The sequence below is a fragment of the Streptomyces albipurpureus genome, from assembly GCF_023701525.1.
GTDB lineage: Bacteria > Actinomycetota > Actinomycetes > Streptomycetales > Streptomycetaceae > Streptomyces > Streptomyces albipurpureus.
On record NZ_JAMQAW010000105.1, the window covers coordinates 8,039 to 21,063 of the forward strand.

The window sequence follows — 13,025 nt, forward strand, 5'->3', positions numbered from 1 at the left end:
GCACCCCGCCCGACCGATAGGGAGCAAGGTGCCAACCAAGTACCGCACCGTACTCGTCGCCACCACCCTGCTGCTCATCGTTGAGAGCCTTGCTGTAGCGGCCTTTGCCTTCTTCTGGTTCCCGGTCTTCAGCAGGGGGTTCATGACGCCTCTGGACGAGCCGGACTCGATGCACCCCGCAGTCATACCTGGCGTCATCCTGGGACTCGTTGTGGTCACGGCGAACACCTGGACCTGCTGGCGGCTGATCCGATCCCGCCAGGGAAGGGTCTCAAACAGGCATGCTCTCTGGGCGGCGCTGGTCCTCCAGGCCGTACTGTTCACAGTCTCCGCACTGGTCGGATCCGTTACAGGGATAGTCGGCACCATCCTCCTCGCTACCATGCTGGTGACCTGCTACCGACTCAGCCTCAAGCAGTACATCCACGTGCGATGAACGGCATATCGGGGCAGCCGAACAGAGGCCGTGTCGCGTTTGGCTTTGGCGCTGTAGACGACGCAGCAGGTCATGACTCCCGCCCCTCAGCCTGGTCAGGATTGTCGGCCGGGTGAAGGGGCGGGGTCCTAGTCGGCCCACATGGTCTCGGACGGGTCCAGGGCAACGTCGCTGGTGGGCGCAAGTGACCCAATCCGCGTCCTCAGTGCGACCTGATCGGCCCGGCGCCCCGGACAGCCCTGTGTCGGAAATGCCCTCCGGTCCACCCGCGAGGGAGCCGCGCCGCCTACCACTGACCCGCAAGGCGGCCGAGTCAGAAAGCTGCGCACGGCGCGGCTGGCGTGGTGCGCGCCGGAAACCGTGCCCGGTGCCGTCGCTCAATGTGTGACCGCCGAGATACGGTCCGGGCAGCGGCCTGCTCGCGCAGCTGCCCCACCCCGGACCACCCAGACACCGAGCAGCAGTTGGAGACGCTGCGCCTCCGGCGCCGGATCCAGGCCCAGGAGCTCGCACGGACCGAACGATGGATACGCGAGGCGGAACAGCGTGCAACTCTCGGCGGTCAAACAGACCCCGGTCGCCCAGCGGTCCATCCGGCCCCGGCCGGACCCCCACGCCCGGCAACACCGCCGCCGGACTGGGTGCTGGAGAAGAACATCACCGGCCCATCGGCGTCCACACCGGCGACTGCTGGGTACCCGCCGACAACAGGCAACCCCTCACCCGCGACCAAGCCCGACAAGCCATCGCCCAAGGCGCAGCAGGATGCCCCGCCTGCCACGCCCACACAACCCTCGGCCTACCAGAGCAGAACGAATAGCACGGGCACCCCCGCAACGCGGGGACCACAGTGGCGACCGACTTCGGCGCCCGGTAGGGCAGGGACCATCCCCGCAGCGCGGGGACACCTGTGACATGCATGTCACAGAAATCGAGGTCCCGGACCATCCCCGCAGCGCGGGGACCACACTTCCTGAGCTGCGACTTTATCGGCGGTGGGCGCGGCTTTTACTCACTTCGGTGAAGGGCCGCACCAGCACGCAGGAACGCCGAAATCGGTGTGATGCCCGGTCTGCCTTACTGCACCTGGCCCGCGAGTGCTGCGGCGAGGTCGCCGACCTGCTGATTGCGGTCTGGGCGCCGGTCCCCTCTCCAAGGCCGACCAGGAGATAGGCGTCCCCGTCACCGTCGAGCTTCAGGCGTACCGCCGCGACGTTGCCGCTGTCGGTGACGACCGCGTCTCCGGTCTTGGCAGCGCCGGCCTTCTCTATGTAGCCGGCCAACTCGTCGACAGATGATCCGGACAGCGTCTGGACCACCGGTACCAGCGGGGCGATCGCCGAAGGCTTGCGGGTAGCGACGGTGTGCACCTGCACGTCGTCCTTGCCGATGTGCAGGTGCAGCTCACCAGGACACCCGGGTTCTCGCGGCCAACGACTCCCCGGGCTTGACCCGCTTGCCGCCCTCGGCCGTGGCCACGGGATCGCCGTCGTCCTGCGCGGGGCCGGCTCCGGCCGCCTCGTTCAGGCCCGCGGTCTTCGCCGCCTCGGCCACGTCATAGGGCAGCGGGCAGGGAGTCGCCCCGTCGTCAGACATCCCGTCGGCGGTCTTGGTCAGTCCGATGAGACTCAGCGGCGTCGCACCATCTCCGGTGCCTCCGGCGTCGCTCTGACAGCCGGTCACCAACGCCGCCGCCAGGGCGGCCGCGATCAGCCCAGTGATGGTCACAAGTTGCGTAACGGGGCCGTCCCTTGGTACCCGCAGCCTAGGATCGATGTGGCGTCGATGAGGAATGGGGAGCGCTGTGGACTGTCGCGTGCCCTTACCGGGGAACCGCTCAATACTGCCTTTGGCTTTGATCGCCATGGTGCTGACAGGCTGCTCCAGTACGGCGGACGGCTCCGGAGAGGCTGAGGAGCGGAGTGCTCCGGCGAACGGAGGGGCGGGGGCGGGTTCAGGCGGTAGCACCGGGGCCGGGCAGTCAGCCGACGCCACGGAGGCTTTCCGGCCCGACACAGCCCGGCTCCCGAGAACCCCTGCGGCGGCGCGCTCTCTCATCGACCGTGTCATTGCCGACGCCGACAGTTTCGGGGCCGAGGTGGTGAAGCGGAGCCCGTACGAGAGCGACCCGGCGACCTGGCCCGTGATCGACGAGGACTGCGTCTGGCAGCGGCGGAAGCCTGCGGACAGCGTCCTGGCCACCCTCACCCGGTCGTTCGAGGTGCCCGCCGTGGCAGGCAGGGGCCCGCTGCGTCTCGCCGCCGTGGTCACCGTCCACCGCACCCGTGAGGACGCGACCTGGGAGATGGCGGAGTCGATCGAGGAGTCGATGCGCTGCCCCACCCAGAAGCTGCGCGAGGGTGAGCTGATCGGCCCTCTGCTCGCCGCCGCACTCCTGGGCGGCGAGGCCACCCAGACGCACTCCGAGGACTCCCTCAGCGAGACGGGTCAGTATCAGAGCTCCGAGCTGGGCGGGCCCCATCACTACTCCTGGCAGCAGGCGCAGAACCTGCAGTTCACCGTCGCCGTGACCGGCAAGGGCGCGAAGGGCCGCACCGAGCGGGAGGTGGACGAACTGGTCGTGCAGGCGCAGTCCGCCATGCTGGCCCGGCTGGAATCCGCCGTCGAGAAGCAGAGCTGAGGCCGGACGATGGACGATCTGCGACCCGGCGACCCCGCCCGGATCGGCGGGCACCGGCTCGTCGGCCGCCTCGGCGCGGGCGGCATGGGAGTCGTCTACCTCGGACGCACCGACGCCGGAGCGCTCGCCGCGATCAAGGTGATCCTGCCCGAACACGCCGGGGACGAGGACTTCCGTGCCCGTTTCCGCCGTGAGGCCGAGGCCGCCCGCCGGGTCGACAGCCCCTGGGCCGTTCCGGTCACCGACGCCGACACCGAGGCCGAACGTCCCTGGATCGCCACGGAGTTCGTCCCCGGGCCGACGCTCTCCGGCGTCGTCGCCCGCCGGGGGCCGCTGCCCGTGCGCAGCGTCATGGCCCTGGGCCGGCTGCTGTCCCGCGCCCTGGCCGCCGTGCACGGCGCCGGGCTCGTCCACCGCGACGTCAAACCGGGCAATGTCCTGCTGACGGCCGACGGCCCTCGGCTGATCGACTTCGGGATCGCCCGCGCCGCCGACACCACCGCCCTGACCGCCACCGGTCTCCTCGTCGGCACCCCTGGCTTCCTCGCGCCCGAGCAGGTGTCCGGGAGCACGGCCGGGCCGGAGGGGGACGTCTTCTCGCTCGGCTGCCTCCTGGCGTACGCGGCCACCGGCCGGACGCCGTTCGGCGGTGGGGCGGTCGACGCCGTCCTCTACCGTACGGTGCGCGCCGCACCCGACCTCGACGGCGTCGACGACGCATCCTTGCGCGCGCTGTTAGAGCACTGCCTCGCCAAGGAGCCCGGCGAGCGTCCGTCCGCCGTCGGCCTCGACACCCTGATACCCCAGGACGTGCCCGCCGGGGCCGCCGCCGGCTGGCTGCCCGAGGACGTCGTCCGCCTCATCGCCGACCTCTCCATCGCTCTCCTCGCCCTGCCCGGCATCGACGCCACCGTCACCGACGAGCGGCCCGGGCCGCCGCGCCCCGGCTCCACCCGACGACGGACCCTGCTGTTCGCGGCCGGCGGCGCGGTGCTCCTCGGCACGGGCGTCTTCGGTGCCGTGCGCCTCACCCGTGAGGAGGCCGCACCTCGGGGAAAGAGCGGAAAGAGCTGGGTCATCGGCGTGCACGCCGACCTGACCGGGCCGGGGGCCGCCGCCGGCCGGGCCCAGGAACGCGGTGTCCGGCTCGCCGTCGACCGCTTCAACTCCCGTGACGGACACCCCTTCCGGCTCGCCGTGAAGGTCCTCGACGACCGTGGCGGCGCCGGTCGCTCCACCCGGGTCGCCGAGGAGTTCACCCGCGACCCGGAAGTCCTGGCGGTCATCGGGCCCACGGGCGACGCGGCGGCCGAGGCCGCCTTGCCCGCCTACGACGAAGCCGCGCTGCCGGTCCTGACCGTCTCGGCCCTCCAGATCGCCTTCCCGGCCCGGGCCAACGGCTCCTTCTTCCAGGCTGCCCCCTCCTACGCGGCACTGTCCGTCCCCGTCGTCAGCCGTATCCTTCCGCGCACCGGGGTGAAACGGCTGGGCATTCTGATCAACCGGTCCGGCGGACAGGCGGCCTATCAGGCGGGCTACACAGCCAACCTGATGGCGCGCGATCTCACCGGCGCCACGACCCACCCCCGGGTGGTGCCCCCCGGAACCACCGACTTCGGCCCGGTCGTCGCCGACCTGCTCGCCCACCGCCGCGACGCCGTCTTCTACGCCGGTGACGCCGCCGGCGCCGCCAGGGTCGCCCACGCGCTGGCTTCCCTCTCCTTCACCGGACCGCGCATGGCCCAGCACACGGTCATGGGAGCGGAGTTCCTGGAGCGGGCGGGCGCGGCGGCGGAGGGCTGGGAGTTCGTCGCGCCGTTCACCCATGCGACCGCACCCGCCGCGGCGACATTCGCCGCCGCCCACCAGGGGCGCTTCGACGCCGAACCGGCGGCGTGGTCGGCCGAGGCGTACGACGCGGCGGAACTCGTCGCCCGCGCTCTGGCCGGCCTGGTCGGCGGCGGCGCCGACGGGACCGGGGCGAGGGCCACTCCGTCCGGCGACGGCGGATCCGCCCGACCTACACGGCCTCCCCGGAAGGCAGAGACCGTCCCGCCCACCCGGTCCGCGCTCACCGCCGCGGTCGCCGCGACCCGGTACGAGGGGATCTCCCGTTCCTACACCTTCGACAAGGACAATCAGAGCCTCGTCGGCCGGCACGCCCACCTGTACCGGGTCGAGAACCGCCGCTACCGCTACCTGGGCCCGGCCCCGGAGTGGAAGAGCTGACGTGCGGCCCCTCACCTCTGAGGACCCACGCACCGTAGGTCCGTACCGCACGCTCGTCCGGCTCGGCGCGGGCGGCATGGGCGTCGTCTATTTGGCCCGCTCGGCAGGCGGGGCGCTCGCCGCCGTCAAGGTCATCCGGGCCGAGCACGCCGCCGACCCCGGCTTCCGGGCGCGCTTCCGGCGCGAGGCCGAGGCGGCAGCCCGGGTGACCGGCCCCTGGCTGGTGCCGGTGCTCGGTACGGACACCGAGGCCCGCGAGCCATGGCTGGCGACCGAGTTCGTCCCCGGACCCTCGCTCGGCGAGGTGGTGGGCACCGGCGGTGCACTGCCCACGGCCACCGTCCGGGCGCTCGGGCGCCGACTCGCCCAAGCCCTCGTAGCGGTCCACCACACCGGGCTGGTCCACCGCGACGTCAAGCCCGGCAATGTACTCCTCGCCCTCGACGGCCCCCGCCTCATCGACTTCGGGATCGCCCGCCACGAGAACGCCACTACGCTGACCGCCACCGGCGCGGTGATCGGGACACCCGGCTTCCTCGCCCCCGAACACGCGTCGGACGGAACGCCCGGGCCGCCATCCGACGTGTTCTCGCTCGGCTGCGTCCTCGCGTACGCGGCGACAGGGAGGGGGCCGTTCGGCGGTGGCGGCGGCGCGGGCGCGCTGTTCCGGACAATCCACGAGGAGGCGGATCTGACGGGCATCCCGCCGAGTCTGGTTCCCCTGATCACCGCCTGCCTCGCCAAGGCCCCGGCCGACCGGCCGACCGCGAGCGAGGTCCGCGAGACGCTGACGGCGGGCGACGAGGAGGGGCCCGGAGACCCACGCGAGTACCCGGGTCGGCCGGGGGCACCGGACCCGCGCGAGTCTCCCCGTACAGCTCCGGCTCCCTGGCGGATGCCGGCCGGGCTGCCCGCGCTGATCGCCGACCGGTCGGCGGCGGCCCTCGCGCTCCCGGACCCCGGGCCGCCGCCCGCCGCACCCGCCCCGGCGGCCGGCCCTTCCCATCGCTCCCGCCGGGGACTGCTGACGGCCGGGGCGGCCCTCCTGGCCGGCGGCCCCACCACGGCCTGGCTCGCCCTGCGGGAGCACGACACCACCGCAGGCGGCCCGCCTACCGGGTCCCTGAGGACACCCGCCCACACGATCGGGCTCCACGCCGACCTCAGCGGACCCGGCCGCGCCACCGGGCTGGCCCACCAGCGCGGCATGCAGCTCGCCGTCGCCGACCACAACGCCCACGAGAACAAGGCGTTCCGGCTCGCCCTGCGCACTGAGGACGACGCGGGGAACCCGGCAACAGCGCTCCGGGCAGCCGACCGGCTGGCGGCGGACCCCACTGTCGTCGCCGTCGTCGGGCCGACCGGGCACGTACTGCGCGAGGAGTTGGTCGCGCAGTACGGCGCGGCACGACTCGCCCTGGTCGTCGTCGCGGCGGGCACCAGCACCGTCGAGACCGGCACCGGCCTCCACCACTGTGTGACCCGCCCTCTGGACCGGGCGCTCGTCCCCGGCATGATCAGCTATCTGACCCGCACCCGCCCCGCCGAGCGCGTCCTGCTGGTCGAGGACACGGCCGACGCGGGGCTCGGCGGCCACCTCGGACGGGCGTTCCGCAACGCCGTCCCGGCCCAGACCACGCTCATGGGGCAGAGGCTCGCCCGGGGAGGTGGGGACTTCGCCGTGGCGGCCCGGAAGGCCGTGACCGGCCGCGTGGACGCCGTGGTGTTCGCGGGCGGTACCGCCTCCCGGGCCGCCCTCCTGGCCACCGCCCTGGCAGTCGAAGCTTTCACCGGCACCCGCGTCGGCTCCGGCCCCGCTCTCGGGCCCGCCTTCCTCCGCGAAGCGGGCGAAGCCGCCGAGGGCTGGGTCTTCGCCGAAGCGTACGCCGACCCCACTGCCCTCACATCAGCCCGCGCCTTCACCGCCGCCCATCGCCGGCGCTTCGGCGTACCACCGGCCACTTGGGCCGCCGAGGCGTACGACGCCGTCAGCCTGATCACCCGCGCCACCAGTAGCACCAGCGCATCGGGAGAGGCCCGCAAAGGCATCGCCCAACGGCTCGTACGGACCGAACACCGAGGCATCGTGCGCACCCTCGCCTTCCACTCCACGACCCGCGCGGTACGGTACGAGAACGGGATCTTCCTCTACCGGGTCGAGAACAGCCGCCCCCGCTTCCTTGGTCCGTACGGAGAAGTGTGAGACGAGAGGTGTCGATGCACGCCTTCTGGCACACCCTGCGCGGTCCAGAGCTGGTGGCCGCCAGGATGGAACTCAAGCAGAGCACCCTCGACTAGTGTGATGCGCCAGAGATCCTGATGGTTAGTTACTACCCTGTCGCCATGTCGCATCCGGGCCCTTCTGCTGTGGAGATCACGTTGTCCGAGGCCGAGCGTGCCGAGTTGGTGCGCCGGACGGGGATGTCGAACCGGCGCTCGGCCGAGAAGGCCCGCATCATCCTGGCGTGCGCTGAAGGCATGTCAAACGCGGGTGCCGCACGGATCGTCGGTGTCCAGGCCAAGACGGGGGGGCAAGTAGCGTCGGGCTATCGCCCCGCAACGGATTGCCGGGCTTGAGGACGCCGGCTGGATCGGGCGGCCGAAGGCTGACCTGGTCCTGGACGAAGCCGAGCGGAGGCAGCTGACGCAGTGGGCCCGGCGGGCGAAGACCGCCCAGTTCCTCGCGTTGCGGGCCAAGATCGTGCTGCGCTGCGCGGAGGGCGGGACGAACCAGCAGACTGCGGAGTTCGGATCTCGTTGAGGCCTGGGCGGGGTGCCGGGTGAGGCTGGTAGATCTCGTGTGTGGCGCGTTTTGATGTGACGGATGCTGAGTGGGCGTTGATCGAGGGCTGTCTGCCGGTGGCGGCAACGGGTCCGCTGCCCCGGCGGGTGCGGGATCAGTTCAACGGGGTGTTGTGGCGGGTTCCGCGCCGGCACTGGCTGGCGTGACGTGCCGGAACGGTACGGTCCCTGGTCGACGGTGTACTCCCGGTTCAGCGTCTGGGCGAAGGCGGGGGTGTTCCAGGCTCTGGTGGACGCGCTGATCGCCGAAGCGGCGGCCCGGGCGAAGGCCGCCGGACTCGGCCGGTCCCGGGGCGGCCTGAGCAGCAAGGTCCACGCCGTGGTCCACGCCTCGGGCCTGCCGCTGGCCTTCGTCCTGACACCCGGCCAGGCCGCGAACAGCCCGCAGTTCCGGGCCGTACTCGACGGAATCCGGATCGCCGGCCGGGTCGGCCGCCCGCGCACCCGGCCCGGCGCGGTGGCCGCCGACAAGGCCTACTCCTCCCAGGCCAACCGCACCTATCTGCGCAGACGGGGGATCACCGCGGTCATCCCGAGAAGAACGATCAGGCCGCCAACCGCAGAAGGAAGGGCTCGGCCGGTGGCCGGCCCGTCACCTTCGAGCCGCACCGGTACCGGCAGCGCAACACCGTGGAACGCTGCTTCCAGAAGATCAAAACCTGGCGCGGACTCGCCACCCGCTACGACGAATCCCCGGAAAGCTACGAAGCGGGACTCCACCTCCGAGGATCGATCATGTGGCTGAAGCACCTCACATCAGCCCCATGATTCGAACCCCAAACAGCTCCTGGCACCGGGGCTCGCTCCTTGCCCCTATGGGAGACGAATGGGAGAAAGATCTTGCCCGTCAGGGCTAAGTAAGGCCAGAACAAGCTAACTTGGGCTCGATGCCTACCAGACGTTGCAGCACGTAAGCCGCTGACCAGCGACTTTCTGGGTCGCACCGTTAACCCAGACGATCACGGTTCCCCCTCATGGATAGCCGGCAGTGGATTACCCGGAATACCCTGCCACGGAAGCCCGGGACGCGGACGGGTGGCCTCCGCCTGCCGGGCGGTTCGCTTGCGCGTCGACCCGGTGAATCCACGGCGAGGCTGGCCAAGGGCCCGGGGAGCCCGAACAGTTGCGCGCGGAGCCTCCCCGGGTGCCTTTCCCCCTCCGCTCGTTCTCAAGCCCCGACGATGGCCGCCGCCCCCCGTCTCCCCAGACCCGCGGCTGCTGCTGCCCCCACCAAACCGGCGTTGGCACCCGTGAGCGCGGGCGTGACGGTCAACTGCTGGACGAAGCGAAGGGTGGCGTACTTGCGCAGAGCGAACCGAAGAGGGGTGAAGAGCACATCGCCAGCACCCGCAACTCCTCCGCCCACAACGGCTATGTCGATCTCGACGAGTGTCGCGGTGGCCGCTATTCCGGCAGCGAGGGCCTGTGCCGCTCGCACGAAGGAGGCGGTGGCGACCGTATCCCCCGCGCGGGCCGCCGCGGCCACGGCCGCCGCCGAGCTGTCGCCATCGGAGCCTGGACGCCAGCCGGCCTCCAAGGCGCGCCGGGCGATGTTGGGGCCACTGGCGATCCCCTCCACACAGCCGCGAGCTCCGCACGGACAGAGGTCTCCGTCAAGATCGACACTGATGTGGCCGATGTGACCGGCGTTGCCCGTCGGTCCGGGATGCAGTCGGCCGCCGAGTACGAGACCACCACCGACACCGGTGGAGACCACCATGCAGAGCGCGTTCGCATGGCCACGGGCTGCGCCTTGCCAGTGTTCGGCTGCCGTCATCGCGACTCCGTCGCCCACGAGTTGGATGGGTAGCGCTCCGGTGACCTGGCAGACCCGCGCCACAAGCGGGAAGTCCCGCCATGACGGCACATTCACCGGGCTGACCGTGCCGGCCGAAGCGTCCACCGGCCCTGCGCTGCCGATACCAACCGCTGTTGACCGCCCCCACAACGGCGAGAGCGCGAGCTCATGCAGGACCGCTTCCACGGCCCTCATCACCGTCTCGGCATCCTCTTGTGCCGGGGTGGGACGCTGCACTCTCACCAGCAGACGGCCCTTGCCATCCACCAGCGCTCCGGCGATCTTGGTTCCCCCTATGTCCAGCGCGACGACGAGGTCGGTAAGCATCGGCGTGGCATCCCCCGGTGAACTGGTCGGACATGCTGCGTGGGATTAGTTTCCGTGCCCCTGACAACGTTGTCCAGGCCCTATGCTCGACCCGCTGCACCTTCACACATACCGTATGACGACAGGACTACACACTGTGGCCGGTACCGATCGTTTTCCGCGTGTGCCAGGACGGACACGATCGCCTGAGCTCCGCTACGGCAATCGGCCCACCATGAAGGACGTCGCTGCGCGTGCCGGGGTCGGTCTCAAGACCGTCTCGCGTGTAGTCAACGGCGAGCCGGGTGTCACCGTGGAGACAGAGCGGCGCGTGCAGGAAGCCATTGACTCCCTCGGCTTTCGCCGCAATGACAGCGCCCGTGTACTGCGGAAAGGCCGAACAGCCTCCATTGGGCTGGTGCTTGAGGACTTGGCTGACCCTTTCTACGGTCCTCTGAGCCGCGCGGTGGAGGAAGTGGCAAGGGCACATGGCGCACTGCTCATCAACGGGTCGAGCGCGGAAGACCCCGAGCGCGAGCAGGAGTTGGCGCTGGCTTTGTGCGCCCGTCGGGTGGACGGACTGATCGTCATTCCGGCCGGTGATGACCACCGCTACTTGGAGCCGGAGATCAAGGCAGGCGTCGCAACGGTGTTCGTGGATCGCCCGGCCGGGCGGATCGACGCCGACGCCGTACTGTCCGACAGTTTCGGCGGATCCCGGGCCGGCGTGGCCCACCTGATCGCGCACGGACACCGCCGCATCGGCTTCATCGGGGATCAACCGCGCATCCACACGGCCACCGAGCGATTGCGCGGATATCGCACGGCGATGGAGGACGCGGAACTGCCCGTGGCCCCCTCCTGGGTGGCGCTCGGCTCCACCGCACCGGAAGCAGTGCGCGATGCGGTCGTTGACATGGTGGCTGGACCGGAGCCGGTCACCGCGCTCTTCGCCGGGAACAACCGAGTGACGGTCACCGCCCTACGCGCCCTGGCAGACCATCAGCAGCGGATCGCCCTGGTCGGCTTCGACGACCTTGAACTCGCCGATCTCCTGCATATCACCGTGATCGCCCAGGATGCGGCGGCGCTCGGCCGCACCGCGGCGGAGCGGCTGTTCCGCCGGCTGGACGGCATCGACGACCGACCGGCTCAGGTAACCCTCAAGACGACTCTCATACCTCGGGGCTCCGGTGAGATCCCGCCGGGAACCATCCACTAGCCATCTCCCCGGGAACCATCCTCTAGTGATCCGTGCGCACCGGTGAGGCGAATCCACCGAGCTCAACCCGACCTAGGCCAGTGAGCTCGGTGACCTCAGCCGCGTCCAGGGCTCCGCAGTCGATGCCCCTCAGGAGGTAGGCGCTGAGCGCCCTGGCAGTGGCCGGCTCGTCCATGACATCACCGCTGATCCGGTCGACATAGGCCGAGAGTCTGGCCGCTGCCTGCTCAAAACCCTCCCGGTAGAACGCGCAGACGGCGGCGAAACGGGTCGGCAGGTGCCCCGGGTGCATGTCCCAGCCCTGGTAGTACGCACGGGCGAGTGCTCTACGAGTGAGCCCGTAGTGGAGTCGCCAGGCGTCATGGACCTGAGCGGTGGGGCCCACCGGGAGTACGTTCGTGGAACCGTCGGACACCCTGACGCCGGTGCCCGCGGCGGCGACTTGCATGACCGCCTTGGCGTGGTCGGCCACGGGATGGTCGCTTGCCTGGTAGGCCGCGCTCACACCGAGACCCGCGCTGTAGTCGAAGGTGCCGTAGTGCAGTCCGGTGGCACGTCCCTCAGCGGCCCTGATCATCCTGGCAACGGTGGCCGTGCCGTCCGCGGCGAGGATGGACTGGCTGGTCTCGATCTGGATCTCGAAACCAAGCCGGCGCGCGGACAGCCCATGAGCCTTCTCGATGGCTTCGAGGAGCCGCACAAAGGCACTGACCTGCTCGGCATAGGTGACCTTGGGAAGAGTGAGGACGAGCCCATCGGGCAATCCACCGGACTCCATCAGGCCGGTGAGGAAGACATCGAGCGTACGGATACCCCGATCGCGCACGCCGGCTTCAAGGCACTTCATGCGAATGCCCATAAAGGGAGCTGCGGTGCCGTTCTTGTACGCGGTCGAGATGAGTCGAGCGGCATGGACGGCTGCGGCGTCCTCCTCCGCGTCCGTCCGCAGCCCGTAACCGTCCTCGAAGTCAACGCGTAGGTCGTCAATGGGCGCATGCTCCAGCCGGGCCCGGACACGCGCGTAGACGGGTTCGGCGAGTTCTTCCGAAAGCCCGAGCACGGCCGCGAAGGAGGCGGCGTCTGGAGCATGCTCGTCGAGTGCGGCAAGCGCCTGGTCACCCCAGGAACGGATGGTGTTGGCGGCGAAGGCGTCGGCTGGCACATAGACGGTGTGCACGGGCTGACGGGTGCCGGGGTCTCCGGGGTAGCGACGCCCCAACTCGGCGTCGATCGGAGCGAGGGATGCACTGATCTCCCGAGTGACCGCGCTATCGAGGCTCGTCGCTGCCTTCTCCTGGCTCTCCCTTGCCATACACCCCTCCACCTTTCCGTTGAACGGAAACAGTAATCCGTATAGCGAAGCTAATGGGCGATCTTGCTTCACGTCAACGGTCGACAAGGAATGAAATACCCCAGAACGCCCGAGGGTCGCGTGGCGACCCCACGCGACCCAAGCGGGCAGTCTCGACCATTGCCCTTTTTAGCCTGCTTCAACAGTTTTGTTTAGTTTTTGTGGGTTTTGATGCGGGTGGTGAGTTGGGGGATGACGGTGAAGAGGTCGCCGATGATGCCGTAGTCGGCGAGGTCGAAG

Annotated in this window: 12 protein-coding genes and 1 pseudogene; 9 read left to right on the forward strand and 4 right to left on the reverse strand. The window is 70.2% G+C overall.

Going from position 1 to position 13,025, the window contains the following annotated elements; translation table 11 throughout:
* Positions 1–436 (forward strand): hypothetical protein (locus NBG84_RS39645; RefSeq protein ID WP_250924595.1); only part of this gene is annotated, 436 nt, incomplete at its 5' end.
* Between the two features lie 523 nt (positions 437–959).
* Entirely contained in the window at positions 960–1,256 is a 297-nt protein-coding gene (locus tag NBG84_RS41770; RefSeq protein WP_425608791.1) for a DUF6233 domain-containing protein, read from the forward strand.
* A gap of 166 nt (positions 1,257–1,422) precedes the next feature.
* On the opposite strand, the gene NBG84_RS39650 is transcribed toward NBG84_RS41770, so the two are convergent.
* Both NBG84_RS39650 and NBG84_RS39655 read right to left on the reverse strand, forming a co-directional pair.
* Positions 1,423–1,806 carry a hypothetical protein gene (locus tag NBG84_RS39650; RefSeq protein ID WP_250924596.1) on the reverse strand — a complete coding sequence of 128 codons (384 nt, stop codon included), beginning with the start codon at positions 1,804–1,806 and terminating at the stop codon, positions 1,423–1,425.
* A 34-nt stretch (positions 1,807–1,840) separates the two neighbouring features.
* Positions 1,841–2,164 carry a hypothetical protein gene (locus NBG84_RS39655; RefSeq protein WP_250924597.1) on the reverse strand — a complete coding sequence of 108 codons (324 nt, stop codon included), beginning with the start codon at positions 2,162–2,164 and terminating at the stop codon, positions 1,841–1,843.
* Between the two features lie 136 nt (positions 2,165–2,300).
* Between NBG84_RS39655 and NBG84_RS39660 the strand changes: the two genes are divergently transcribed.
* From NBG84_RS39660 to NBG84_RS39680, 5 genes and pseudogenes are all read left to right on the forward strand, one after another.
* Positions 2,301–3,077, forward strand: coding sequence for a hypothetical protein (locus tag NBG84_RS39660; protein ID WP_285368999.1), 777 nt, complete (start codon positions 2,301–2,303; stop codon positions 3,075–3,077).
* A gap of 9 nt (positions 3,078–3,086) precedes the next feature.
* Positions 3,087–5,306, forward strand: a complete 2,220-nt coding sequence (locus NBG84_RS39665; RefSeq protein WP_250924598.1) for a bifunctional serine/threonine-protein kinase/ABC transporter substrate-binding protein — start codon at positions 3,087–3,089, stop codon at positions 5,304–5,306.
* Position 5,307: 1 nt separating this feature from the next.
* Positions 5,308–7,509 (forward strand): bifunctional serine/threonine-protein kinase/ABC transporter substrate-binding protein, encoded by a 2,202-nt coding sequence (locus tag NBG84_RS39670; protein WP_250924599.1) that lies wholly within the window; start codon positions 5,308–5,310, stop codon positions 7,507–7,509.
* Between the two features lie 140 nt (positions 7,510–7,649).
* A complete protein-coding gene (locus tag NBG84_RS39675) occupies positions 7,650–7,883 on the forward strand; it encodes a hypothetical protein (RefSeq protein WP_250924600.1) in 234 nt (77 codons plus the stop codon).
* 225 nt (positions 7,884–8,108) lie between these two features.
* Positions 8,109–8,876, forward strand: a pseudogene (locus NBG84_RS39680) (IS5 family transposase).
* Between the two features lie 400 nt (positions 8,877–9,276).
* Here the strand turns inward: NBG84_RS39680 and NBG84_RS39685 are convergent.
* Positions 9,277–10,233, reverse strand: coding sequence for an ROK family protein (locus tag NBG84_RS39685; RefSeq protein WP_250924601.1), 957 nt, complete (start codon positions 10,231–10,233; stop codon positions 9,277–9,279).
* A 214-nt stretch (positions 10,234–10,447) separates the two neighbouring features.
* Between NBG84_RS39685 and NBG84_RS39690 the strand changes: the two genes are divergently transcribed.
* On the forward strand, positions 10,448–11,434 hold the full coding sequence (locus NBG84_RS39690; protein WP_250924602.1) for a LacI family DNA-binding transcriptional regulator: 987 nt from the start codon (positions 10,448–10,450) through the stop codon (positions 11,432–11,434).
* A 22-nt stretch (positions 11,435–11,456) separates the two neighbouring features.
* Here NBG84_RS39690 and NBG84_RS39695 read toward each other — a convergent pair whose 3' ends face one another.
* Positions 11,457–12,746 carry a DUF6986 family protein gene (locus NBG84_RS39695; RefSeq protein WP_250924603.1) on the reverse strand — a complete coding sequence of 430 codons (1,290 nt, stop codon included), beginning with the start codon at positions 12,744–12,746 and terminating at the stop codon, positions 11,457–11,459.
* Positions 12,747–12,799: 53 nt separating this feature from the next.
* On the opposite strand from NBG84_RS39695, the gene NBG84_RS39700 reads away from it, so the two are divergent.
* The coding region (locus NBG84_RS39700; RefSeq protein WP_250924604.1) for a hypothetical protein at positions 12,800–13,025 on the forward strand (226 nt) is incomplete at its 3' end.

Coding starts and splice junctions, on each gene's coding strand:
- NBG84_RS41770 (WP_425608791.1), top strand. CDS start 960: ATGGATACGCGAGGCGGAACAGCGTGCAACTCTCGGCGGTCAAACAGA.
- NBG84_RS39660 (WP_285368999.1), top strand. CDS start 2,301: ATGGTGCTGACAGGCTGCTCCAGTACGGCGGACGGCTCCGGAGAGGCT.
- NBG84_RS39665 (WP_250924598.1), top strand. CDS start 3,087: ATGGACGATCTGCGACCCGGCGACCCCGCCCGGATCGGCGGGCACCGG.
- NBG84_RS39675 (WP_250924600.1), top strand. CDS start 7,650: ATGTCGCATCCGGGCCCTTCTGCTGTGGAGATCACGTTGTCCGAGGCC.
- NBG84_RS39685 (WP_250924601.1), bottom strand. CDS start 10,233: ATGCTTACCGACCTCGTCGTCGCGCTGGACATAGGGGGAACCAAGATC.
- NBG84_RS39690 (WP_250924602.1), top strand. CDS start 10,448: ATGAAGGACGTCGCTGCGCGTGCCGGGGTCGGTCTCAAGACCGTCTCG.
- NBG84_RS39695 (WP_250924603.1), bottom strand. CDS start 12,746: ATGGCAAGGGAGAGCCAGGAGAAGGCAGCGACGAGCCTCGATAGCGCG.